This is a genomic window from Salinimicrobium profundisediminis (assembly GCF_026241755.1).
Taxonomy (GTDB): Bacteria; Bacteroidota; Bacteroidia; order Flavobacteriales; family Flavobacteriaceae; genus Salinimicrobium; species Salinimicrobium profundisediminis.
In genome coordinates, this window is sequence record NZ_JAPJDA010000009.1 from 26,502 (window position 1) to 49,642 (window position 23,141).

The window sequence follows — 23,141 nt, forward strand, 5'->3', positions numbered from 1 at the left end:
AGGATCCATAAATAAAACAATAATTGATGACTTTTTACCCATAAGAATATTTCAACAAGCGAATCCGCAAGATGTTTAAATTATAATATCATTTAAAACCAAATGATATTCTTTTAACTATTCTGATTTTCAGCAAGTTTACTTATCTTTCCTTTCTCTTTTTATACCATAAATTTCTTGTTTCTGTAAAAAATAATAAAGCCATGAAAATTACACTGAGAAAAAAGAAGCTTACGACCGGAAAGTACAGTCTGTACATCGAATATTACAAGGGTTCAAGTCAAAACGACCAGGGAAAAACAGAACATGCACGTCAATTTGAATACCTGAAAGAATACCTCATAATGGATCCTCAGACACCTCAGGATAGAAAAGCTAATGAGGAAGTGCAGACTAAAGCAGAACAAATACTGGCCATCCGTCGCGCTGAATATGCTCAAGGTAAATATGGTATTAAAGACAGGTCCAAAAATAAACTGCAATTTCTTACCTACTATGATAAATTGAAGGAAGAACGATATGAGACTAAAGGAAACTATGATAACTGGGATGCCGCTCAAAAGCATATAGAAAACTACTGCAAAAAAAGAAAAATCACTTTTGAAGATATTGATGAAGAATTTGTGCTAGGGTTTAAAAAGTATCTTGCAGTTAATGCTAGAACCAAATCAAGCACTCCCTTATCCCAAAACACCAGATTCACCTACTATAATAAATTTAAGGCATGCTTGAGAAAGGCCTTTGAAGAGGGATATACCAGTAAAAATTATGCAACTACGGTTAAAGGTTTTGCCCAGGGAGAGACTTCAAGAGAATATTTAACCCACGAGGAACTCCAGGCAATGGCAAAAGCTGAATGTAAACATCCTATACTCAAATCTGCTTTTTTATTTAGTTGCCTTACAGGACTAAGATGGAGCGACATCAACAAACTTACCTGGTCCGAAGTTCGAGAAGCTGGTGATGAGACACAACTGGTATTTAAGCAAAAGAAAACTGCAGGACAAGAGTACCAATTTATTTCTCCTCAGGCACGGAACTTAATGGGAAAAAGAAAGCAGGAAAAGGACCGTGTATTTCAAGGACTTAAATATGGAGCTCACTTTAATGCCGAAATTCTAAGATGGTGTATGAGGGCGGGTATCACGAAGCACATAACTTTTCACAGCGCCAGACATACGCACGCGGTTCTTTTGTTAGAAAATGGTGCTGATATATATACAGTGTCTAAAGTTTTAGGACACAGAGAAATTAGAACTACGCAGGTTTATGCCAAAATAGTAGATAAGAAAAAGAAGGAAGCTGCCTATTTGATCCCGGAGCTTGGAATAAATCATGAATTTTGACCTGTTTATATACCTCGCTAGTATAGCCCTTATTTATGTGTATGGGCGATTTGTGATTCACATGGCCACACCAATCTTTCACTATTTTCTAGTTGAACCCTTTGACTGGCAAAAGCAGGTAGAAAAACCCAGAATATTTCTGCACCTGACGGGACTAGGCTTTATGCATCTTATGGTCTACTCCAATTCATCACTAGAAACTAAAGGAATTCTAATTCAGGTAATAATATGGCTTACATTTATTCTTGGATTCCTTTTTTGTCAATTTACCTGGACTGAGAAATTTAAAAATACTTTTGTACCAAAGGTTACGAGGTCTACTGCCGAATCTTCTCAAAATTTTAATATTTCTATATCTGATCTTCAGCTGATTCAACTTTATAATGAACTGGTAAGATTTGATCTATTAAACCAGGATTTGACTGCCTTAGAGGATTTCAGAAATGTTTTGCTAAAGGATTGGAAGGAACACAATTCTAAACTTCACTTAAAAATGGACGGACCAAGTTGCCGGGAATTTTTTGAACAACTGGCTCAGACCTTCCCCAATAATTCTCTTTCTCTTATAGACTTTTTTGACCGCTCGAAATTAATTGTAAGGCCAGACGGCAAGAGATATAAATATAATACTATAAAAAATGCTCCTACCAGAAGTAGCCAATCCAAAAAACATTTCGAATTGAAACAAATTTTTAGTAAAATCAATTAGGGTCAATGAGAAATCTTTTTTATCCCATTGAGTTTTCATCTTACAATTCGCGATTCGCGAATCGCGAATTGAGAATTGTGAATTAAATTTAAATTATGCCCTTTCTATTCCCTGAGGCTGGTTTTGTTAATTTGTACACCAAAAAATCTGTTCTAAAAATTTAAAATCCGTTTTAAAGGCTGGTGCCATTAAGAGTTGTTGACCATTGCTCAGGCCAATTTGTTTTGCAACAGCTTTCCATTGCCCAACAACGGACAAAACTTCTTTTATTATACCATCAAGCAGTTCTAATTAGGGGAAGCTTACAAAATTTTCCTTCTGCCATTTCCTAAAGTAGATTTAGATCTTGAAGCTTGCGCCCCAGTTGATCATCTTCAGCAATATGATAAAAGTCCTTTTCCAAATTTAAAACCTTAAGTACATTGAAATAAATTCCCATAGCAACAGCAACGTCTCCCTTTTCGACCCGGTGCAAAGTGGCGCGATGGATACCGGCACGTTCTGCAACCTGGGCGGCAGTGAGTTTCCTGCGCTTTCGGGCGAGCTTAATATTTTCTCCTATTTTATCAAATATTTTTTGGTACTTGGGTAGGATTATCGCCTTTTTGGATTTCATAATGTCGCTTATTTACATCAAATATACCCTTATTGACATTAATAAACGACACTTTTATAGAAGTGCTTTCTCTAAGCCCATGGGATATGGTCCACTTCTACTAAGAGAAACTTGAAAAATGGCTCCTTCTAATTCTCCTAAATCAAAAAATTCCAGACTTAACCACTTGACTATGCCTCACGAAATTTCAAATTGAGCAGCCCGTAATGACATGTATATTCAGTATTACCAACCTCTAATTTTAATTGATTTTGGTGTAACGCTCCTCTAAAAGGTGTAAATATTTTTTTTGATATTCTTCAGAAAGAAAGGATTTACGGATCCAGTCTAAAGCAACTTTCTTGTTACGGTTAAACCTTTTAAAAACTCCACTTATCTGTTTCGTGTTCAAATTTAAACTGAGACCTAAGCTTTCAAAATGCTCTCTGCTAAGTTTTCTCTTCTTACCCTCCAGGGTCAGTGCAAGTTCTTCCTCATCATCCGGATTAACAATAGAAACGTTCAGCAAATCATAGGCAGGTGACAATCCCCACATATTTCCTCTTTTGATAAGCGAGAAATTCTTGAGATGCATATCATTATTTCCTGTTAGGAAACTGAAAACAGCTAACTCAAAAAAGTAGAGCTTATCCAATAATGTGTTGTTGGAATATTGCCCAATAGCCTTTCCTACCTTTTCCATTGAACCTTTATACTTGTCTGTAGCTTCAAGGATCTGGAACATATCGAGCATATGAATTTTCTCATCTTCATCAGTGCGATCTACTCTTCTTGTGATGTAAGACAACTCGCCACTCTGAAGCCGAATTAGGTTTGAGAGCACAGTTTTAATTCCAAATGCTTCTGCAATCCTCATGGTCAAATGTTCGTTCTCCGGCATCTGAGGAAAAGCTTCGGAAGGTGGTTTTAAAATGTATTTTCCTCCCAGGGCTCCAACCACTGTCAGCCTCTGCCCTTCTTCATTTAAAGAACCTTCCACAAGAGAAAGTGATAACTTCGGTTGGACTCCCGGCACTGCAATACGTCTTTCAACTACATTCCTGGCAAGATTGACCATCTGGTTTAACGAATATTCCAGTTCTGGAGGTTCTTCTGTACCAAAAAAAGTTTTTACACAATTCCTGTGGAAATCCTCAAAATCACTTTTTTGTAGCTCCTGGTAACAGTAAAGACATCTATTCTTCATTTCCCTCAGCTATTGGATGAACACTAACTGCACCTATACAGTTTTTACAACAGGCTAAAAGCAGTCCCATACGGTCACTCCTGTTTATTTTCCAGTTTTTGGAGGCAATATCAAGTAACCAGCCTTCAGGAATAAGACCTTCGAAAAAAGGAAAAAGATGCTTTTCTACATAGGGTTCTTCTCTTACCGGCATTGTGAATGTTAAAAACTGGTTAGGGCTTTCTTTCATATAAGTTTTATCATATACAAATTTGTATTCTCCCTCGTCGGTTTCTGTTAAGATCCCGGCTAAAGTATTGCCATAAAAAATTTCTGCCTGTCTCATAATTTAGAAAATTTCTTTTTGCTCCACCGGTGCCAATACGTGGCCAAACATTTTTAGGACATGATTTACTTTTTCCAAATTCAGATTCTCTTTCCCTTGCTCAATCTTCCGTATAACGGTTAAGGCCACTCCTGCTCTCTCAGCGAACTCTTCCTGGGTAAGATTATTCTCTTTTCTCTTTTCTTTTAAAAACTGCGAAAGACTCTTCATTATATGTGATCTGATATAAATTTAATCAAATATACACTATTATATGTTATCACATATAAAAAATAAGAACAAACAGGTATTATATGCTAAAACATATACTTTACTTGCTTCAGAACATTTTTCCAGTATATGCCATTAATCTTACTACTCGACACTCATGATTATTTTCCTAAAACACATACATGATCGACAATTTTCCATACCGGGCATTCAATGTATCCATTTTCAACTGTTTCCCTTTTTAGCTTAGCTCCAGAATTCTACCAACAAAAGCGCTTTTGTTCATTTATCAACCTTAAAACCTATAAAAATGAACGAACTAAAAATTATGGAACAACTTGACCGGATCGAAAATCTTCTACGGGCAAGTAAAACTGTGATGTCTCTGGAAGAGGCAAGTGAATACTCGAGCATCTCCCGCAGCTATCTCTACAAGCTGACAGCCAAGGGTGAAATTCCCTTTTCCAAACCAAGAGGAAAAATGATCTACTTCTCCAAAGAGAAACTGGATGAATGGTTGCTTTCTAATTCTCGGAAATCAGGAAGAGAAATAAAGACTGAAGCTATTGACTACGCCTTCAGGAATAAGAAAAAATTTTTGTAAAACCTCCTAAAGTTTTGTGCTATGGATGGCAAACATGAAAAGCTTTATGGGGTGAAGGAACAGAAGAAAAAAACCGTTTATGACTTCATCTTTGAATACACCAGTGAAAAGTATGATATCAGATATGATGAACTGGGACATGACTTTCAAATCTCTTTAAAAGATCAGAATGAATGGGAAATTCTGGATGTGAACTCTTTCATGATTGAACTTGCACAATCTAACATAGAAGTTACTCCTGCAAAACTTGAAATTTTCCTCAGATCCAAATTCGTCCCGAAGTTTAATCCCATAGAAGAATACTTCCGATTGCTGCCGAAGTCATACAACGGAGATCCCATTAAAGAAATCGCATCATATCTTCCGCTTAAGGAACCAGATCTATTTCTCTATCATTTCAGGAAGTGGCTTGTTCGCACCGTAAGGTGTGGAATTGAAAAAGAGTACTTCAACAAACAGTGCCTGGTTCTGGTTCACTCTCAACAGAACTCCGGGAAATCAACATGGTGTAGGTTCCTAAACCCTCCTGCCCTCTCCAGGTATTTTGCCGAAGACATGACCACTGATAAGGATGCAAGGATCCAACTGACAAGAAATTTCCTCATCAACCTTGATGAATTATCTATCCTGGCAAAAAAAGAAATAAATGCTCTAAAAGCCTATTTCTCCAAGACAATGATAAATGAAAGGTTGCCTTATGATCGGAAGAATTCTACACTCCCCCGAACCTGTAGTTTTATTGGATCAACAAACCGGGCAACCTTTCTTAATGATGAAACGGGATCTGTCAGATGGCTCTGCTTTGAACTCAAAGGAACAATTGATTTCTCTTATTCCCGGGAGGTTGATATAAACAAGGTCTGGGCCCAGGCATACTACCTGGCTTATATAGATGAGCAATTCTGTTCTGAACTTACACTGGATGACATTCAGCAAAATGAAACCAGAAATAGAACGTACCGGGAATCCAATATGGAAGAGGAAATGATCTCCAAATTTTACACTCACAGTTCAGATCCTGCAGATTTTAAAACAGCATCAGAACTTGTGATTGAGCTGTCGCCTATTAACCCGCGTCTCAACATGTATAATATGGGAAGGGCTTTAAAATCTTTGGAATATGAAAGGGTGAAATCCGGCAGTACAAGAAGCTACGGCTATCTAATCAAACCGAAGTTTAAAGCTTCACCCATAGAACTTTTATAAAAACTATTTACCCAATTACCCCAACTCCTTAAAGCCCCTGAAACCATTGGGCTTCTAATGTGGTAATTAGATTTTTTAGAATCTACCCATGGGTAATTGGGTAGATAGAAATTACAACAAAAAAAGAAATAAACCCTTGTATTTACTGGGCTGGGTAGATGGGTAATTAAAAATAGAAAAACATGAATAAAAATTCTATCAACTTATCGTGGAGTAGTGCCCGTCAAATTTGCATCGTAAAAACTCTTGCAAATTCAGGCCACTACCCCACCAGGAAATCGGAGAAAGAAGCTTGGTTTCTGAGTCCCCTGCGGTCAGAAACCCAAGCATCTTTCAGCGTCTCTTTGATTAAGAACCTGTGGTATGACTACGGAATAGGGAAAGGTGGAAACATCATAGACCTGGTCATGGCCATAAACAACTGCTCTGCTCATGAAGCAGTACGCCGCCTGCAGGAAAAGATTCAGTTTTCTTTTTGCCCGGAAAAAATCATTCAGAAAAAAAATTCCGTTCAAATTAGGAATGTGAAGGTGATAAAGCATATTGCCCTCGTCGAATATCTCAAGTCAAGAAAAATTCCACTGGAGGTAGCTCAACGCTTTTGCCAGGAGGTATGGTTTAGTCTTAACAAGAAAATCTATTTTTCTATTGGACTTCGAAATGATGCCGGAGGATACGAACTCAGGAACAAATTCTTTAAATGCTCTACCTCCCCTAAGACTATTTCCTCTTTCATAAGAGGCTTTAAAAGACTGGTAATTACTGAAGGTATGTTTGATTTCCTTTCCCTAAAAGTGCTGAAAAATGAAATCTTTTCTTCCTCGGATATCGTCGTGCTAAATTCCCTTGGAAACATTGGACTTATTCCGGAAGTATGGAACTCCTATTCTGAAATATATCTTCTCCTGGATAATGATCCTGCAGGAAGAACTGCTACCCAACAACTTCTGAAGAAGTTTTCTAATGCCATTGATGAAAGTCAATTCTACTTCGATTACAAGGACCTTAATAATATGCTGACTCATGAAAGAATGGAAAAATGAAAGGAAGAAACCTATAGTAATAGATGTTTCTAAACTGGATCCTGCTTCTGAAGGATTATCTATAGAAGAAATAGAGGCTTCTCTGGAAGAGCATCCTACTATTGAACCGAATTCTAATTCAAGATGTGTGCCTGTGGGCACAAAAATAATTGCTCCCGGTGGTCGCAATAAAAAAGAGATGTTTAAGGCGAAAAGGGAATTCGTGAAATTTAGATGTTCCGTCTATGAAAAGAAGCTGCTGTACATCAAAGCCAAAAGAAGCAGGCTTAGCGTTAGCGAGTTTTGTCGCAGGTCCATTTTTAATCTGGAGATCAAAGAACGTCTTTCCGATGATCATATCGAGATCCTTAAGACCCTTAGCAAATATCATAACAACTTTAAGTCCATAGGAAACATGTTCCGGAAAAAGGACCCACGACTTACTGCGGCAGTTTATGCCCTGGCAGATGAGATAAAACAACAATTTGAAAAGGTTCAGAAATGATTGGCAAAGGAAAATCCATTTCCCATACCCGCGCATCAATGGCTTACGGATGGAACCAGGAAAAGAATGCTGAAGTGGTATACCGGCAACATCTCGTAGGAGACAATCCAAAAGAGATCAGCCGGGAATTTCAGCTGATCCAGGAACAGAATGTCAATTGCAAAAAGAATACGCTGTCTTTTGTACTCAGTCCTGCAATTGAAGATGGAAAGAAACTTCACAAGGCTGAGCTTCAAAAAATATGTGCAGCTTTTATGGAAAAAATGAAGCTGGGAGAAAGACAGGCAATTGCTTTTGTACACCGGGACAAACAACACCTGCATATACATCTATACGTGAACAGGATCGACTTCAATGGAACTGCATATAACGACAGCTTTATTGGAAAGCGTTGTCAACAGGCTGCGGAAAAAGTGGCACACCAATATCAGTTAACAACAGTAAAGCACCTACAAATTGAGAAGGAATTTAACCTGAAAGACATACGGGCAGAAATTAAGCGACGGCATGACATCACCATGAAAAACTTCAAACCAAAAAGCTTTGATCAGTACATCAAGGCCATGGAAGCCAATAAGGTGAAAGTAATTCCCTGTATCAATAAAGCTAACAAGTTGCAGGGTTTCCGGTTTGAGTTTGATGGTTACAACCTCAAAGGAAGCGAAATCCACAGGTCAATGAGTGGCGGAAATATCGGAAAAGCCATGGCCAGCCAGGTCGGTGTAAAACCATTTCTAAAAGAAAATGAACAGTTGAAGATGGCAGGAAAAGCAGTACAGCTCTCAAATCGAATGATCGTGAGCATCACAAAACATGTTCTAAAACAAATTATTAGCCGGGGAATTGAATACTAAAACATGGGACTATGACTAAATTGGAGGAATTATCAGAAATGCTCGTTTCAGAAATTGAACAGTTTGAAAAGACTGTAGAAAAGTTGCAGAAAATTCAGGAGCAAAAAATTTTAATCGATAGCAGAGCCTTAGAAAAAACGATCTGGCTGCAGCAGGAAAGACTGGAAAAGGCTTTATCCTCGCACAATCAAGAAATGAAGAACCTTGGCCACTCCCTTGAAAAGGCAAAGGCATATCCAGTCTGGGCTTTGACCTTATTTGTTGCATCTTTAATTCTTAATGGGATATTGGCCTATATAATCATCGCTAAAGTGGTATAATTGTCCAATTAAAGCGGTACTTTCTTTTTAATTTCAAGAAGATAGACCCTAGTGCTATTGTTGAAAGATAATATTTTGACCAATTTTAGTAGCCATTATAAACGAAACCAAAAAATATTTAGAGCTACTTCATAGAACCATTCTAAAAATCAATTAATCTATTAATATCGTTTTATCATGTCCGCTGGAAATTTTATTCTTCACCTGGTCTTTTGGTTTTAATCTTCTACCGGTTCGAAATACATATAAGTCAATCAACAAATATTTCCAACAACTCAACCCGCTCCGAAGTTATTTCCACTTCCATATTTTTGGCGGGAATAAGGAAGGACTGACCCATGGCAATAGTTTCAGTATTACCCTCAATAGAAATTACAGCCTCCCCTCCGACACACATGTAAATCACAAAAGAGTCCAACCGAGAATAATCCTTTACCATGTGACCCTTTATCAAAATGAAATTAGTAGTAAAGTATTTACAGCTAACTATATTTGAAGTTTCGTTAAGACGTCTATCGACTAGCATTCTGAAATCTTCTTTTCTTTCAAGATCAATTACATTTAATGCAAGATCAGTATGCAATTCCCTGGAATTCCCTTCGGCATCCGTTCGATCCCAGTCATAGATGCGATATGTAATATCAGATGTTTGCTGGATTTCTGCGAGAAGGACACCGGATCCAATGGCATGTACCTTTCCGGTTTTTATAAAAAATGAATCTCCCTTTTTTACTTCCTCAAAATTTAGGAGTGAGACAATTTTCCCCGCCTCAAGACATTGTAAATATTCAGATTTAGAAATATTTTTTGAAAACCCTATGTTGATTTTTGATCCTTCGTCAGCCTGAACAACATACCACATTTCATTTTTTCCGAAGGAATCATGGCGCTCCCTGGCCACTTCATCGTGAGGATGCACCTGAACAGATAAATCTTTATTGGCATCTATAAATTTTATAAGTAGGGGAAAACTTGTTCCAAATACCTCAAAATTTTTCTTGCCAACAAGATCATGTTGATATTCCTCAATTAGATCCGATAATGCTTTTCCTTTCAAAGGGCCATTTTCAACAATGGAAGTATTATCCTTTACACTCGATATTTCCCAGCTTTCTCCAATATTTTTTTGGGTTGTTTTTTTATTTAAAATTTCTTTTAACTTATTACCTCCCCATATTTTTTCTTTAAGTATAGGATGAAATTTTAATGGGTAATTTATCATGTTGTGGTAATCTATTTTAATTCGTTAGATAATTTAGAAAACTTAGAGCTATACCTTGATATTAGTTTCAGAGTTGTGGCATCGTGATCGTATATTGAATACCAACCCTGTAATTCATGTGGCGGATCTCCGATGAAATCATCTCCTGGTCGCCAAATGGCACCCGCCTTTCGCGGCCGACCTTCACCCCCCCAGGCCCAGAAATTCACTCCGGAAACCTGTGGAATACTTTTGGCGTAAGTAAAAAAGGTACTGAAAATAAAATCAAAATACCTGTTTCGATAGCTCACCGACGCATCAAAATGATGGCTGTTGGCATCCCTGGAGATACCAAATTCCTCCAGAACAATAGGTATATTTAGTTCATTGGCCACCTGAAAATGGTCCTGAATATAAGCACTAGCTTTCAAAATAGCATCGTCGAAAGTTTCCTCTGCTCTCTCCGGATCATACCAGCCCCAGTTCTGGATCCACACGTGAAATGTAGCATAATCGATATATGGTGAGTCATGATCCTTTCGGAAATTTGTCCCGTTTTGGGGAGAAGGTGTGTTCCCTTCGCTCCCAATGCTTACCAGATGCTGCCCATCGAGTTCCTTAATAAATTTCGCAGTATTGTGAAGCCAATTCCTATAAGCTTCTTCATAGGCTCCCCCCTGAGGTTCATTGGTAAGCTGCCAGGCCATAATCGTAGTGTCTTCTTTGTAGGCAACACCTGTAAGGCTGTTCTCTCTTTCTATAATTGTCCTAATAAAATTTCGAAACCATTCTTTAGCTGTTTCGTTGGTGTAGAACTGGGAAGCATAAGCCTGATAAGTACCCCAGTCTCCTCCTTCTGCAGGAGGGGGATATGGAATGGCTTCATTATCGTTGGCCCAGGAGACATATTGTGAAAAACCTCCAGACCAGGGCCAAAAGTTATTGAGGCAAACAACTGCCAGCATATTCCTCTTCTTCATTTCCGCCAACAAAAAATCCAGCCCTTGTAGAAGATCTTCATTATAATTCCCGGGGAATTCCTGTACGGTGGGCTGCATACGCCAGGGGGTACCCTCTGCTCCTTCAGAGCCTGCCATTATTCTCAGGTTCTTCACCCCAAGATCCTCTAACCTGTCTAATTCGCGGACGAGCCTTTCTTTATCTTCATGGCCCAGGTTCATCCCGTACCAGAAATTGGTACCCAAAAAATGGTAAGGTTTCCCCTGATGAACAAAACCACCATGCTCTACCTGCACAAATTTCTGACCTACTGCCTCTGTGGTTAACACACACAAAAACAATAAGTAATAAACAATCTCTCTTTTCATCTTTACGTTATTTAACCTGAAAGTTTACTTTTTCTGTTGTGTCACTGCTACCTCCCAGCCACAGCTCATATTCCCCCGGCTCCACTACTTCCTCCATATCGCGATTCCAGAATGCCAGGCTCCTTATATTAATTTCAAAATGCACTACTGTTTGCTCCCCCGGTGCCAAGGTGATTCTTTTAAAATCCTTAAGTTCCTTCACCGGGCGGATCACACTGGCATACAGATCACGAGTGTACAACTGCACCACCTCTGTTGCCATTGCTTTACCCGTATTTTTTAGAGTCACTTCAACTTTTAGTATACCGTCCTTTTGCAGTACATCCTCAAGGAGCTCAATACGCCCATATTCAAAAGTGGTATAAGTGAGGCCGTAACCAAATGGAAAGAGGGGCTCATGTCCGCTATCAAGATAGAAGGACCTGTTCCCCAGGGAGGTCTGGGAAGCTTCTACAGGAATTTCATCTATTAGCATCTCATTGTCAGTGGCCGGCCTTCCTGTATTTTCATGGCTGTAATAAATGGGAATCTGCCCTACATTTTTGGGAAAAGTCATGGGTAATTTTCCAGAAGGGCTCGATTTTCCGAACAGCACATCGGCTATAGCAGGCCCTCCCATGGTACCTGGATGCCAGGCATATATTACCGCATCGGAAAGTTCCACCTCCTTTTCAATCTCAAGTGGCCTACCGGCCAGAAAAACCGAAACCAATGGCTTATTGAGTGCCGCAAGCTCTTTTAACATTTTAGATTGTGCTCCCTGGAGCCGAAGGTTGGATAAACTGTGTGCTTCCCCCGAAAGAATTGATTCCTCTCCCAAAAATACAACTATTGCATCAGCCGCTGCAGCAAGCTTCCTCATTTTCACAAAGCTGGTGGTATCTTTATCCCTCGAGAATTTCAGTCCTGGGTGATGAAGAATCTCCACCTGTTCGCCGTACATTTTTTTTAAGGCATCTAAAGGCGTTATGGTGTGGTCTTTCTCCCCATCGAATACCCATGTGCCAAGTTGTTCATGCGGGGCATCGGAAAGAGGTCCAAAAACAGCCAGAGTCTTTATGTTTTTCAAAGGGAGTGTCTCCTCCTGGTTTTTTAGAAGTACGAAGGATTCTTCTGCTGCCTTCTTAGCCAGGGCCAAGTGCTCTGTGTGGTAAAATTTACTATCCCTGTCCTCCTCTACGTAAGGGTTCTCAAACAAACCTAGTCGGAATTTAACCCTTAAAATATTGCTAACCGCATTATTAAGATCCTCCATGGAAAGGCTGCCCTGACGCACAAGCTTTTCCCCATGTTCTACAAAGGTGCCACTGACCATTTCCATGTCAATACCAGCCTCTATGGCCTGATTTGCAGCCTGTGAACGATTTTGACTATAACCGTGTACCACCATTTCATCTACCGAAGCCCAGTCGGAAACCACAAAACCGTCAAAGCCCCACTCGTCCCTGAGAATACTCTTCAAAAGATGCTTGTCACCCGTAGCCGGAATTCCGTCATTGGCATGAAAGGCCGACATTATGGTGGCCAGACCAGCCTCCTTTACAGCAGCTTCGAAGGGCTTTAAGTAAAGGTTCCTCATTTGCCTTTCGGGGATATATGTAGAATTATAATCTCTTCCTCCTTCCGCAGCACCATATCCCGCAAAATGCTTGGCAGAGGCGGCAAGGGAGGTAGGATTGGAAAGATCTTTCCCTTGGAAACCTTTTACCATAGCCACAGCCATTCGGGAGGCCAGAAACGGGTCCTCCCCGGGACTTTCAGCTACTCGACCCCAACGTGGGTCACGGGTGATATCTACCATGGGTGCAAAGGTCCAGCGTATTCCTACTTCCGATGCCTCCACTGCCGCCGTTCTTGCCGCTTCTTCCACGATATCAGGATCAAAACTTGCAGCCTGACCTAAAGGAATAGGAAATATAGTTTTGAAACCATGGATCACATCCCGGCCAATGATGATGGGAATTCCCATCCTAGACTCCTCCATGGCTATCTGCTGAGCCTTGTTGGCCACGGCAGGATCTGTTATGCTTAGAACAGAACCGGCCATTCCCCTCCGAATCAAGTCATAATTAACCTCCATATTATCGGCGGAAAGCTGGTTCATCTGCCCTAGTTTTTCCTGTATTGTCATCTCTTTAAGGAGCCAGTCAATCTGCTGCTCAATCTCCTCAGAGAAATGCTGTGCTGTCATAGGGGTGTAAATTTGTATAAGCAGAAAACAAAACAATATTTTTTTCATGCCAAATTTTTAAAAAAAGATGTAATACATTCCAAAGCAAGCTAGTACCAGTAAGAGGGCTTGAAACCTAAAATTCTTATACCAAACAGTTCCTTCCAATTCCTTGGTTTCGTCTTTCCAGATCTGTATCGTCCATGTGTTCTTTTCCACCTTTTCCAGTTCCGGAGGAGCCGTCATAAGACTTACCAGTACATTGACAATTAAACTAAGAAGCATTACTATAGGCGCCAGTAAAAGGAAGTGTAAACCTATTTCAATCTCCAGTACATACTTTGTAAACATAATTGCAGCTGCCATTACAAGTCCGGACATGAGTCCGCTAAAGGCTCCTACTGCATTGGAACGTTTCCAGAAGAGTCCAAGGAAAAAGGTCGCTACTACCGGGGGAGCGAGATAACTTACGATCTCCTGGTAATAAGCTATTAAAGAATCAAACTCCTCGATGAAGGGGGCCCAAACCACTGAAACTATTAATGCTACCACCGCTGTAATTTTACCCACCCTGACTTTTTCCTTACTAGAAGCATTTTTATTCCATTTGCTGTAAAAATCCATTGTAAAGAGAGTGGAGACTGAGCTTAAAGTCGCACTTAAAGTTGATGTTAGTGCTGAAATCATAGCTGAAAGAATAATTCCGATTAGCCCGATTGGAAGCAGTTCAACTATCAGTCGGGGATAAACTTCATCAGTATTCACACCGTAATCTGTCTTTAATGTGCTCCCACTAATAATACTATCGGGCAAGTTTTCTACTCCGAATAGATTTATACCTCTGGCTATCAGACCAGGCATTATAAAAATGAAAATTGTAAACAGATAGAGGAAACCTACCAACAGTACCCCTTTTCTACCATGATCAACAGACCGTGCAGAAAGCACCCTTTGAACCATCACCTGGTTGTTAGCCCAGAAATAAAAGCCAAGGATTGGAATCCCAACCCACATACCCAGCCAGGGCACAGTAGGATCATCCATGGGGCGAGTCAATTTGAGCCAAAAACCCTCGTTAAATCGGTCTATGAAGGTTTCCCATCCACCTATTTCATTCATAGCAAAAAAGGCCAATATGGTGGAACCAACAATTAGAACGCTTGCCTGTATTACATCGGCATTAATTGCAGAGGAGAGTCCCCCTATAATAGTATAACTTCCAGCTACAGCAGCCATTCCTATAATAATCCACATTACCTCTGCTTCTGGAAAGATCATCTTAATAATTAATGCCCCGGTATAAAGTGTTGCAGAAGCATCCAAAAAAACATTTCCTATAATCGTTATAAATGAAAAATAAGTTCTGGATTTTCCGTCGAATCGCTTCTCCAGAAATTCAGGCATTGTAAAAATTCCGGAACGGATGTAAAATGGCAGGAAAAAAAGAGCAAAGAAGACCATCACCAGGACCGAAATCCAGTTGTAATTAAAAACGGCGATGCCACTTATAAATCCTTCTCCCGAATGTCCCATTAACGTGGAACTAGAGACACTGGCAGCAAATAAAGAGAGGCCCACTACAGGCCATGTTAGATCGCGTCCTGCAAGGAAATAGGAATCCGAGTCTTTAGCTTTTCCGTGCTTTAACGCCCACCAGATAATAAAAACAATATATAAGACAAGAACGATTAAATCTATAGTGGATAATTGAGCCATTAAATTGATCTTTAATATTTATAGGTGGTATATAAAACCACACTTTTAGAAGGAATATTTATTGTGCTGGTTTTGTCTTTAAAGGTCAAATTTTCTTCGTGCGGAACCGGAAAATTATTGCTATCGACCGGCCTTAAATCTTCACTATATATGAATTTCCTGAAGACCTGATCCTGATATATTTCAGTATCAAGCTGAAACGTGGCATCACTGACACTATTATTTACAACAGCAAAAGTGATTTGCTCTTCCTCTGTACGACCCACGACCATCCTAACCCCTTGCATGTTTAAACCAGAATTCTTAACTATAATCATTTCTCCGGGAAAATAGCGCGTCATTATGGACCAGGTATAGAACCATGGTCGAATGTCTTCCTCTGCAGAATCTCCAGTAAGCTCTTTCCCTAGTATATTCCACATCCCCCATTTCTTTAGTTGAGTCTTATCACCAGTATCTCCATTGGTATGCATTGCATCATCCAAGCCCCAAGCTATCACTGCATCAAAGCCACTATTCATTGATTGCACCAACACATCGGCCATGTCTACACCATAATCAAAATCATATATTGACATCTGACTATCAGGGCTTGCAAATTCATCAGCTTCGTATCGCTCAATATTTTCTTCAACATATTTTTCAAAACCTATTTCTCCCAATATGAAAGGCTTTCTAGCCACACTGTCAGCAAAGGAAACCAAGGACCCATAGTGGGCTCCGAATTCACCTGACCTCACAAAATCCTTTGTAGGATAGTCGTGTACATCATAAGCTCCCAGTACGTCACTTAGCTGCAATACGGCTTCTCTTGCCCACTCCTCCCCTGTGTAAGCAGAGGCTTCATTATTGTAAGGCGTGGCATCGGGTCCGATAATTTCAATCTCCTCTTTCAGGCCTCTGGCGACAAAGGCACTGTCGAGCATCAAAATACCTTCCTTCCATTCTTCCCAGTTACCATCAACAGTAGACCAATATCCGTTAGGCTCGTTGACCAGGTTGTAGTAATCGATAGTGGTATAGCCTTTTTCTTTGATGAGAAACTCCACATGATCGGCAATTATAGAAATCCACCGGGGGTCATTTGTCCCGGTGAAAGCATCCTGCATGTTTAGATTTGTATCATGAATTTTATAGGGTTGTCCCCATTCTCCGAGAATTACTTTCACATTATTCTCCTGACAGTAATCAAGTAATTTGAAAAGGGCTTCCATTTCGGGATTGTCAAATTCGACTATGGGATTCCCGTCGTCATCCATCCCTTTTAAATATCTCCAGTTTGCCTGATCTAACACCCTTACAATTTGGGGCTTCATATAATCCAATCGATCAAATACTTGTTGCCACTTGTCTTCGGTCATCAAAAGCCCCCATTCAGCATCTGGTGAATCGGCATGTGGATAGGCAGACCACTCCACCCCGTTTCCAATGAACTCAGATGAAATGACATTGTCCATTTCAATTCTTACCAGTTCATTTTCCTTCTCCTGTGTATTCTGACAGGAGGTGAAAAACCCCGCCGCCAGTGAAAGAAATATGAAGAAGCTGATATTTTTATTTTTCATTTTTTAACAAATTTAAAAGTTCATCCAGGTCACAGGTAGCAAGCCCCACAAATCGATCTGCTGCTCCGTAATATACGTACAAGGTACCGTCGATTATCATATTCCCTGTAGGGAACACACAGCCTTTATAGAAACCGTCAATCTCATAATCGTGCTCCGGTTCCATCACCCAGTCATCAAGTCTGCATTTTACGATAGAGGGATCCTCCAGGTCAAGCAAAGCCACACCTACACGATAATATCCCTGCCCTCCATTTTCCACTCCGTGATAAATAATGAGCCATCCGTCTTTAGTTTTCAAAGGAGGGGTGCTACCTCCAATTTTCTCTTCCCAAGAATTTTTCTTCCCGGCCAAAAGCAGTGTACTAGGCTCATCCCAAACCATCAAATCATCTGAATACCGCAGCCAAATTGATGGATGCTCACATCCATATTCTTTTCCCACCCACTCCTTTGGCCGATGCAACATAGCATACCTTCCGTTAATTTTCTCTGGAAATAGGATAACATCTCTATCATCTAAATTGCTCTGGGTAATCCTGCCCAGCCTCCGGTAATTCTTAAAATCAGTGGTAAGAGCAAGACCGGAATTGGCTATATTATTTTTCAGTACCTCGGGCGCATCTGGACCACACTCTGGCAGATTGATTTCGTCATGACCAAATTTCCAGTACTGACCTGGAGGATAAGGCCTATAAGCATAAGTGATATAGTATTCATCTTCGAACTTTACGATTCTCGGGTCTTCTACAGCACCCATGTCAGGTCCGTCTACACTAGGAGAAAAAACGGGCTCTCGGTAAGCTCTCTGAAAATCCACTCCATTTTTACTAGTGGCCAGACCAAAGCGGATTACATGATCCTCATCATCCCCAGCGGCTCGATAAAGCATATAAAAGGTTCCATTTTCATACCATACTCCTGGATTACAAACTACCAGACTCTCCCAATAATTCTCCGGATTTGGTTTTAAAATTGGATTAGCCTCACTTTTTTTAAATTTAAATTTCACTGCCTTATTGCTTGCTGCTTGTTGCTGCATCTTATTCACGATTCTATGTTTATATTTAATTAAAATCTATCCCGTTGACCATTTCATACATCTCAGGAAGGTCACTGCTGAAAAGTATGTGGTCCATTGCAAAAAATTTCTGAAAATCAGGAGCTGAACTATGTCCTTCAAATGGAGCGAAAAAATGAAACCCTGTATTGGACGGATCATATTTGTTTCTCCACATCACAACCATAGATATTTTCTTTCCAGCTAAAGGAGTTCCAATTTCCCGGGTCCAATATTCTTCATAAGTTTCCCCGTCCGAACCTAAAATACCTTCAATTCCAGTTTCAGTAACTCCTGAAGGTTTGTTTTTCTCCTGTGAAAGAATAGCCAGATTCCTTAAGTTACTGCTAAAAGCAGCTGTATTAGTACCATGGTAACTGTCCATTCCTAAAAAATCTACATAATTATCACCCGGCCACCTGAATAGCAAGTTTTCCTTGCTACCAAGTTGATCAAGCTGGGGGGAAATAGCATAAATGAAGTTGTGTACTTCCTTTTCATTTTTTAGATAATCGATAGTAAACCTCCATAAATCAATGAATTCCTGTTGGGTTGTAGCACTTCTACCCCACCAGGACCAGGTTTGGTTATGTTCATGATAAGGGCGAAAAATAACAGGAATAGGCTTTCCATTATCATCTACCAAACTATGGGCCACTGCTGCCAATCTATCTAACCAATCAAGATATTTTTGATTAGTTGGACTTCCCTCAATCAATATTTCCTTAACCACATCATTTCTGGAGTTATCCCAGGAATCACCACCCGTTAAAGGATTGTTTAAATGTGCATTAGCCAAAATTACCTCTCCTCTTCTTCTGGATTCTTTTATGGTTCTCACCCGATGCTCATTTAATTCCGCAGTGGCATAGCGATCGTCCATCAATTCAGCGAAGTCCACACTAAATACTGCAGGGTAATCACCTACTACGTCCTTAATGTCAGATCGTCCGTGTTCGACATACCAGTTTCTTCCATAAAGTAAAGCGTCGTGATGCCCAAACATGACCCCCTGCTCCTGTATGCTCCATAAATTGGAATACAGAGCCTTGGTTTCCTCCGTTGCCTGTTTATCCACAAGTGAAAGGGCTGTATTTTCCCCTGGCTGAGGTTTTTCACCTCCGCCATCATGGTTATCATCTGTAGAACAACCCATGTTTAAAAAAAATATTAAGGATAAATATGCAGTAATCTTTTTCATATATAATTAATAAGTAAAATTTGTCAGTACGATCAGAGTTTCAGGGGTAATTTCCATCTCCAGGCTCTCAGCGGAATTAATCTTAAGACCTGTCTCATTGGGTAAGATCTTGTGATCCCCTTCAGTTATGATTAAGTCCTCCGAATAAATGAATTTTTTCATTCCTTCAAGGTTCGGCAAATTTTCAAAACTAACTTTGATATGCTTTTTTTCTTTGCCTACATTTACTATAGCGAGCATATGGCTTCCATCTTTTTCCAGGGAAATGGCTTTAACAGATTCATCTCCTTCCCGAACAGTCTCTATTATGCGAGACCCGGAAGGCATATATTTTGTCAGTAATGACCATGCGTAGAACCATGGTCGAACCGCTTCCTCTTCCGCACCAAAAAATTCCTCTCCGAGAATATTCCAGAAACCCCATACTTTTAGCTTATGTCTTTCTTCTTTTGAATGCATGGCATCGTCGAGCATCCAAACTACACACCCCGAGTAACCTTCATTCACCGTCTGGAAAAGCGCATCGGCCATATCCGTACCGTAGACATGATCATAAACAAACATTTGGGAATCCTCTACAGAAGCGTAGGGCTTAGCCTCTGCCCTGACAATATTTTCCTCATTCAGATGTTTATCTTCTTCCGCCACAAACTTGAATCCGATCTCACCCATAATTATAGGCACATCATCTGGAGCTTCTTCTTTATAAGCCCTGATTATCTCAGAATATTCGCCAGAATTTACGGTGGATTTGGAAGGATAAGTATGGATATCGTAAAGTCCCACCGCTTCCCCCAAATCTCTTTCGGTCCTACTAATCCAGTCCGTTTCATCAGTGTCCCAAATAGCGATATCCGGACCCATGATACTCACTTTATTTGTAAGGCCACGAGATTCCAGTTGTTCCTGAAAGTAGGCCGTAGCATCTCTCCATAGGGTGTAGCTCTCATCTGTCACTGACCAGAAGCCATTGGGCTCATTGATCATGTTGTAGTACTTAATACAAGAGAAACCCTTGTCGTTAACCAAAAAATCCAAATATTTCGCTGCATATTCCAGATGCCTTTCTGAAATAGTATCCGCTTTAGAATCCACCATTCTTCCTCCCCAATCTCCAAAGGTGACAGTAACATCTCTGGACTGGCAATACTCCAAAATGGGCAGCAGTTGCTCAAGACCCTTTTGAACGTTAAGAGTGTCCCCCTCCATGGCTGAGACCGTATTAATCATCACACGCATTACCTGGGGTCTCATAAAATCCAGACGGTCATAAATTTTCTTCCAGTCAGCCTCCGATATGGATAGATTCACTTTCCCATAGTCCAGTTGATAAGGGTCCCATTGGGCTCCATTTCCTAAGTAGGATTGGGTAATTATGCGGGCTCCATCAATAATAATATTGGCATCTACTACCGGTCTTGGAGAATCTTCGGGATCTGAAGTATCACCTGGTTTTATAACACAGGAGGAAAAAATAAAAAACATAATGATACCCAAGATCATCCTTGAACCTGTAACTTTTTGCAACATGATTTTCTGTTTTAGAGGTTACTCCTTCACTACATCTATCCAGTACCTACGCGGTTTTTTAACGAACTTGTCATAGTCAGAATAAATATTGTCCCAGTCATCAGTCCCATTTAAATTAAAGGCAAATGCATAATTCTCGATGGTTTTGGATAACCCGTTGCCCAGATCCTCTGTTCCCGGACCTTCAAAAGTACCAGTTGTGGTTCGACCATCTTCGAAGGTGAAGGTTATGGTTCCATTTGTGTAATTGCGGGACCATTCCGCCTGACCTTTAGGTATTTTTCTGTAAAAATGATTTACATCGGTTGTAGGTTCGGCCACAAAGGTAAAATCGGCATAGGTTTCGTCCTCCCCGGCATAATTAGTCACTGTTCCGTAGGTATTTCCTTCCTCAGTAATTCCCGAAAGCTCAAAAACAAGATAATTGTCAAGCTCCTTTTCGGGACCATTCTCCGGCCATACCCATGGTTTAGAGGTCAAAGACAACACGCCTCCACCTCCATATTCTGGACCCGTCCCCCCGTAGAGTACTAGATCCTGAATTTGATAAGTACCTAGAATAGTTTCCTGAAACGGATTTACCTTAATAGTATACTCCCTGGTTTTACCTGTTGGAGAAGTAACGACAAGGCTTGATGTATTGTTTTCATTTTCAAAATTAAGACTCTCACCTTCAACAACAGTGCTTTTCGCATTATAAGAAAGAACCAGTTGTTCAAGTGTAATACTACTTAAATCAGGGACAGCATCTGCATTGATAGAAACCTCTATTTCACCTGTGTTCTCATCAGTTCTGGTTATAACTGGTTGTCCTATCTGGTTTTCAAATTTTAATGAAAGAATACTTCTTTCATTATTCCAGTTTCCTTCCTCAATATCTTCCCATGGATCAGTTTGACAACCTGTCAACGCTAAACTGACAAAGGCTGTTATTACTATGGCTATTTTCTTCATCATCTTATTATTTAATATTATAAATTCGGATTAAGATCTATTTCGGTTTGGGGAATTGGATAGAAATTTGCCTCGGTTTCTGATAGACCTGAAGCTTCAGGAACTACTTCTGTGACTCTGTTGAATCTCCTCAAATCAAACAACCTGTTTCCTTCCCAGGAAAGTTCCCACTTCCTTTCATTCAGAATGGCTTCACGGAATTCGTTTAGCCCCATTCCAGATGGCAAATCTTCCAGTCCAGCTCTATTGCGAATAAAATTAACATATGAATAAGCTTCGGCAGTTGGTCCGGCAGCTTCGGCATATACCAGGGCGATATCTGAAAAACGAAGTAGGAAAGGCTTAGTACTGGTTTTATCCCCAATAAAATCGGGATCAATATATTTCCGGGTAAAAGGATAAACAATAGCTCCCGGGTACGTTGCAACGACTTCCCCTGCTGCATTATAAACAGTATCTACAATTAATTCTGTTTTTCTTCTGTCATTATCAGCAAAACTATTGTAGAACTCTGTAGTAGTCTGAAAGACACTCCAACCATCATGTGTAGGCACCAGACTGCCATCGGGGTTTTCTAAGTAAACTGTAGCCCCATCTATATAAGGGATAAACAACTTTGAGATTTTTGAATAATCCCCCTCAATTTCTCCAGATCGATCCATTGACAAAAGAAAAATATTCTCTCTACCTAATGGTTGGTCGACGTCATAGATTTCAATCAGATCTTCCTCAAATCCGTACACAGACTGACCTTCCAATACTTCCTTGGCACGTTGTGCAGCAAGATTATACATTTCGTCCACATCCTTATTCATTTCCGTGTAAAGAGAAACCCCATGTTCTTTTGAGGAGGCAATTTGTAGGTACACTTTGGAAAGTAGTGCCTGTGCAGCGACTTTATCTACTCTTCCCAACCTCTGCTCAAGCCCCATTAGACCTATCGCCTGTTGTAAATCTGATATGACAAGGTCATACACTTCATCGAGATTGGCAGAAAGAGGGCTGGTAGTGCGGTCGATACTCTCCACAAGCTCAGTTTGCATAGGTACGTTTCCATACGCCTTCACTAAGTTAAAATAACTCCAGGCTCGTAAAAAGTACGCTTCACCCATTAATCGATCTTTGATCCCCTGGTCGAAATCCCCGTTAGGAATATTCTTTATTACTGCGTTAGAACGATTGATTATGATATAGCTATACTTAAAATAGTTTGATAGAATCCCATTTGTGCCAAAATTAGAGACTGTCCAATTGTGCAGATCCTGAACATCTGCACCTTCATCCGATTTTGGAAAGGCTTCATCTGTTGGAAGATCTCCAAGATAAAAATAAGCCCTGGAGTATTCTAAGTATGTTAAAGCATCATAGGCATAATTTACTGCAGCATCGGCATCTTCTGCCGTTTGATAGAAATTGTCCTCAGAATAGAATCCATAAGGCTCTTCCTCCAATTCGCACGAGACAAGGCCGAGAGTAAAAAGAAAAAATAAATACTTATAAGTTGATTTCATCG

Annotated in this window: 21 protein-coding genes; 7 read left to right on the forward strand and 14 right to left on the reverse strand. The window is 40.1% G+C overall.

Annotation, left to right across the window (positions count from 1 at the left end):
* The first annotated feature begins 203 nt into the window (after window positions 1-203).
* The gene (locus tag OQ279_RS06720; RefSeq protein ID WP_266069094.1) at window positions 204-1,346 is read left to right on the forward strand and encodes a site-specific integrase; all 1,143 of its coding nucleotides are present in this window, start codon (window positions 204-206) and stop codon (window positions 1,344-1,346) included.
* 1,037 nt (window positions 1,347-2,383) lie between these two features.
* Here the strand turns inward: OQ279_RS06720 and OQ279_RS06725 are convergent.
* The 4 genes from OQ279_RS06725 to OQ279_RS06740 all read right to left on the reverse strand — a co-directional run bounded on the left by OQ279_RS06725 (window position 2,384) and on the right by OQ279_RS06740 (window position 4,392).
* Complete coding sequence (locus OQ279_RS06725) at window positions 2,384-2,671, reverse strand: helix-turn-helix domain-containing protein (RefSeq protein ID WP_266069095.1); 288 nt, start codon at window positions 2,669-2,671, stop codon at window positions 2,384-2,386.
* A gap of 241 nt (window positions 2,672-2,912) precedes the next feature.
* Entirely contained in the window at window positions 2,913-3,857 is a 945-nt protein-coding gene (locus tag OQ279_RS06730) for a HipA domain-containing protein (protein WP_266069096.1), read from the reverse strand.
* Entirely contained in the window at window positions 3,847-4,182 is a 336-nt protein-coding gene (locus tag OQ279_RS06735; protein WP_266069097.1) for a HipA N-terminal domain-containing protein, read from the reverse strand. Before OQ279_RS06735 ends, OQ279_RS06730 begins: the two co-directional genes overlap by 11 nt.
* Before the next feature lie 3 nt (window positions 4,183-4,185).
* Window positions 4,186-4,392: a helix-turn-helix domain-containing protein gene (locus OQ279_RS06740; protein WP_266069098.1), complete on the reverse strand. Its 207-nt coding sequence runs from the start codon at window positions 4,390-4,392 to the stop codon at window positions 4,186-4,188.
* 310 nt (window positions 4,393-4,702) lie between these two features.
* Between OQ279_RS06740 and OQ279_RS06745 the strand changes: the two genes are divergently transcribed.
* The 6 genes from OQ279_RS06745 to OQ279_RS06770 all read left to right on the forward strand — a co-directional run bounded on the left by OQ279_RS06745 (window position 4,703) and on the right by OQ279_RS06770 (window position 8,903).
* Window positions 4,703-4,996 (forward strand): helix-turn-helix domain-containing protein, encoded by a 294-nt coding sequence (locus tag OQ279_RS06745; protein ID WP_266069099.1) that lies wholly within the window; start codon window positions 4,703-4,705, stop codon window positions 4,994-4,996.
* 21 nt (window positions 4,997-5,017) lie between these two features.
* Window positions 5,018-6,202, forward strand: coding sequence for a VapE domain-containing protein (locus tag OQ279_RS06750; protein ID WP_266069100.1), 1,185 nt, complete (start codon window positions 5,018-5,020; stop codon window positions 6,200-6,202).
* 182 nt (window positions 6,203-6,384) lie between these two features.
* Window positions 6,385-7,245 carry a DUF8464 domain-containing protein gene (locus tag OQ279_RS06755; protein ID WP_266069101.1) on the forward strand — a complete coding sequence of 287 codons (861 nt, stop codon included), beginning with the start codon at window positions 6,385-6,387 and terminating at the stop codon, window positions 7,243-7,245.
* Window positions 7,226-7,729 carry a mobilization protein MbpA gene (gene mbpA / locus OQ279_RS06760; protein ID WP_266069102.1) on the forward strand — a complete coding sequence of 168 codons (504 nt, stop codon included), beginning with the start codon at window positions 7,226-7,228 and terminating at the stop codon, window positions 7,727-7,729. Before OQ279_RS06755 ends, mbpA begins: the two co-directional genes overlap by 20 nt.
* On the forward strand, window positions 7,726-8,583 hold the full coding sequence (locus OQ279_RS06765) for a relaxase/mobilization nuclease domain-containing protein (RefSeq protein WP_266069103.1): 858 nt from the start codon (window positions 7,726-7,728) through the stop codon (window positions 8,581-8,583). The genes mbpA and OQ279_RS06765 overlap by 4 nt, the downstream gene beginning before the upstream one ends.
* 11 nt (window positions 8,584-8,594) lie before the next feature.
* Complete coding sequence (locus OQ279_RS06770; protein WP_266069104.1) at window positions 8,595-8,903, forward strand: DUF6730 family protein; 309 nt, start codon at window positions 8,595-8,597, stop codon at window positions 8,901-8,903.
* A gap of 250 nt (window positions 8,904-9,153) precedes the next feature.
* Here the strand turns inward: OQ279_RS06770 and OQ279_RS06775 are convergent, their stop codons facing one another.
* The 10 genes from OQ279_RS06775 to OQ279_RS06820 are packed head-to-tail and all read right to left on the reverse strand — an operon-like array spanning window position 9,154 to window position 23,139.
* Window positions 9,154-10,125: a type I phosphomannose isomerase catalytic subunit gene (locus tag OQ279_RS06775; protein WP_266069105.1), complete on the reverse strand. Its 972-nt coding sequence runs from the start codon at window positions 10,123-10,125 to the stop codon at window positions 9,154-9,156.
* An 11-nt stretch (window positions 10,126-10,136) separates the two neighbouring features.
* The gene (locus OQ279_RS06780) at window positions 10,137-11,432 is read right to left on the reverse strand and encodes a glycoside hydrolase 5 family protein (RefSeq protein ID WP_266069106.1); all 1,296 of its coding nucleotides are present in this window, start codon (window positions 11,430-11,432) and stop codon (window positions 10,137-10,139) included.
* Between the two features lie 7 nt (window positions 11,433-11,439).
* Window positions 11,440-13,623: a beta-glucosidase BglX gene (bglX, locus tag OQ279_RS06785; protein ID WP_266069107.1), complete on the reverse strand. Its 2,184-nt coding sequence runs from the start codon at window positions 13,621-13,623 to the stop codon at window positions 11,440-11,442.
* Between the two features lie 57 nt (window positions 13,624-13,680).
* Window positions 13,681-15,318, reverse strand: a complete 1,638-nt coding sequence (locus tag OQ279_RS06790) for a sodium:solute symporter (RefSeq protein WP_266069108.1) — start codon at window positions 15,316-15,318, stop codon at window positions 13,681-13,683.
* Window positions 15,319-15,329: 11 nt separating this feature from the next.
* Window positions 15,330-16,883 (reverse strand): glycoside hydrolase family 5 protein, encoded by a 1,554-nt coding sequence (locus OQ279_RS06795; RefSeq protein WP_266069109.1) that lies wholly within the window; start codon window positions 16,881-16,883, stop codon window positions 15,330-15,332.
* Window positions 16,873-17,925 (reverse strand): glycoside hydrolase family 130 protein, encoded by a 1,053-nt coding sequence (locus OQ279_RS06800; RefSeq protein ID WP_266069110.1) that lies wholly within the window; start codon window positions 17,923-17,925, stop codon window positions 16,873-16,875. Before OQ279_RS06800 ends, OQ279_RS06795 begins: the two co-directional genes overlap by 11 nt.
* Window positions 17,926-17,950: 25 nt before the next feature.
* Window positions 17,951-19,099, reverse strand: a complete 1,149-nt coding sequence (locus OQ279_RS06805) for a glycoside hydrolase family 26 protein (protein WP_266069111.1) — start codon at window positions 19,097-19,099, stop codon at window positions 17,951-17,953.
* Window positions 19,100-19,150: 51 nt separating this feature from the next.
* Window positions 19,151-20,674 (reverse strand): hypothetical protein, encoded by a 1,524-nt coding sequence (locus OQ279_RS06810; protein ID WP_266069112.1) that lies wholly within the window; start codon window positions 20,672-20,674, stop codon window positions 19,151-19,153.
* A gap of 18 nt (window positions 20,675-20,692) precedes the next feature.
* Window positions 20,693-21,631 carry a hypothetical protein gene (locus OQ279_RS06815; RefSeq protein ID WP_266069113.1) on the reverse strand — a complete coding sequence of 313 codons (939 nt, stop codon included), beginning with the start codon at window positions 21,629-21,631 and terminating at the stop codon, window positions 20,693-20,695.
* A gap of 14 nt (window positions 21,632-21,645) precedes the next feature.
* Entirely contained in the window at window positions 21,646-23,139 is a 1,494-nt protein-coding gene (locus tag OQ279_RS06820) for a RagB/SusD family nutrient uptake outer membrane protein (RefSeq protein WP_266069114.1), read from the reverse strand.
* Window positions 23,140-23,141: the final 2 nt, after the last annotated feature.

Bases quoted from the DNA above. Each gene is read 5' to 3' on its own strand.
- OQ279_RS06720 (WP_266069094.1), top strand. From the start codon at position 204: ATGAAAATTACACTGAGAAAAAAGAAGCTTACGACCGGAAAGTACAGT.
- OQ279_RS06725 (WP_266069095.1), bottom strand. From the start codon at position 2,671: ATGAAATCCAAAAAGGCGATAATCCTACCCAAGTACCAAAAAATATTT.
- OQ279_RS06730 (WP_266069096.1), bottom strand. From the start codon at position 3,857: ATGAAGAATAGATGTCTTTACTGTTACCAGGAGCTACAAAAAAGTGAT.
- OQ279_RS06735 (WP_266069097.1), bottom strand. From the start codon at position 4,182: ATGAGACAGGCAGAAATTTTTTATGGCAATACTTTAGCCGGGATCTTA.
- OQ279_RS06740 (WP_266069098.1), bottom strand. From the start codon at position 4,392: ATGAAGAGTCTTTCGCAGTTTTTAAAAGAAAAGAGAAAAGAGAATAAT.
- OQ279_RS06745 (WP_266069099.1), top strand. From the start codon at position 4,703: ATGAACGAACTAAAAATTATGGAACAACTTGACCGGATCGAAAATCTT.
- OQ279_RS06750 (WP_266069100.1), top strand. From the start codon at position 5,018: ATGGATGGCAAACATGAAAAGCTTTATGGGGTGAAGGAACAGAAGAAA.
- OQ279_RS06755 (WP_266069101.1), top strand. From the start codon at position 6,385: ATGAATAAAAATTCTATCAACTTATCGTGGAGTAGTGCCCGTCAAATT.
- mbpA (WP_266069102.1), top strand. From the start codon at position 7,226: ATGAAAGAATGGAAAAATGAAAGGAAGAAACCTATAGTAATAGATGTT.
- OQ279_RS06765 (WP_266069103.1), top strand. From the start codon at position 7,726: ATGATTGGCAAAGGAAAATCCATTTCCCATACCCGCGCATCAATGGCT.
- OQ279_RS06770 (WP_266069104.1), top strand. From the start codon at position 8,595: ATGACTAAATTGGAGGAATTATCAGAAATGCTCGTTTCAGAAATTGAA.
- OQ279_RS06775 (WP_266069105.1), bottom strand. From the start codon at position 10,125: ATGATAAATTACCCATTAAAATTTCATCCTATACTTAAAGAAAAAATA.
- OQ279_RS06780 (WP_266069106.1), bottom strand. From the start codon at position 11,432: ATGAAAAGAGAGATTGTTTATTACTTATTGTTTTTGTGTGTGTTAACC.
- bglX (WP_266069107.1), bottom strand. From the start codon at position 13,623: ATGACAGCACAGCATTTCTCTGAGGAGATTGAGCAGCAGATTGACTGG.
- OQ279_RS06790 (WP_266069108.1), bottom strand. From the start codon at position 15,318: ATGGCTCAATTATCCACTATAGATTTAATCGTTCTTGTCTTATATATT.
- OQ279_RS06795 (WP_266069109.1), bottom strand. From the start codon at position 16,883: ATGAAAAATAAAAATATCAGCTTCTTCATATTTCTTTCACTGGCGGCG.
- OQ279_RS06800 (WP_266069110.1), bottom strand. From the start codon at position 17,925: ATGCAGCAACAAGCAGCAAGCAATAAGGCAGTGAAATTTAAATTTAAA.
- OQ279_RS06805 (WP_266069111.1), bottom strand. From the start codon at position 19,099: ATGGGTTGTTCTACAGATGATAACCATGATGGCGGAGGTGAAAAACCT.
- OQ279_RS06810 (WP_266069112.1), bottom strand. From the start codon at position 20,674: ATGTTGCAAAAAGTTACAGGTTCAAGGATGATCTTGGGTATCATTATG.
- OQ279_RS06815 (WP_266069113.1), bottom strand. From the start codon at position 21,631: ATGATGAAGAAAATAGCCATAGTAATAACAGCCTTTGTCAGTTTAGCG.
- OQ279_RS06820 (WP_266069114.1), bottom strand. From the start codon at position 23,139: ATGAAATCAACTTATAAGTATTTATTTTTTCTTTTTACTCTCGGCCTT.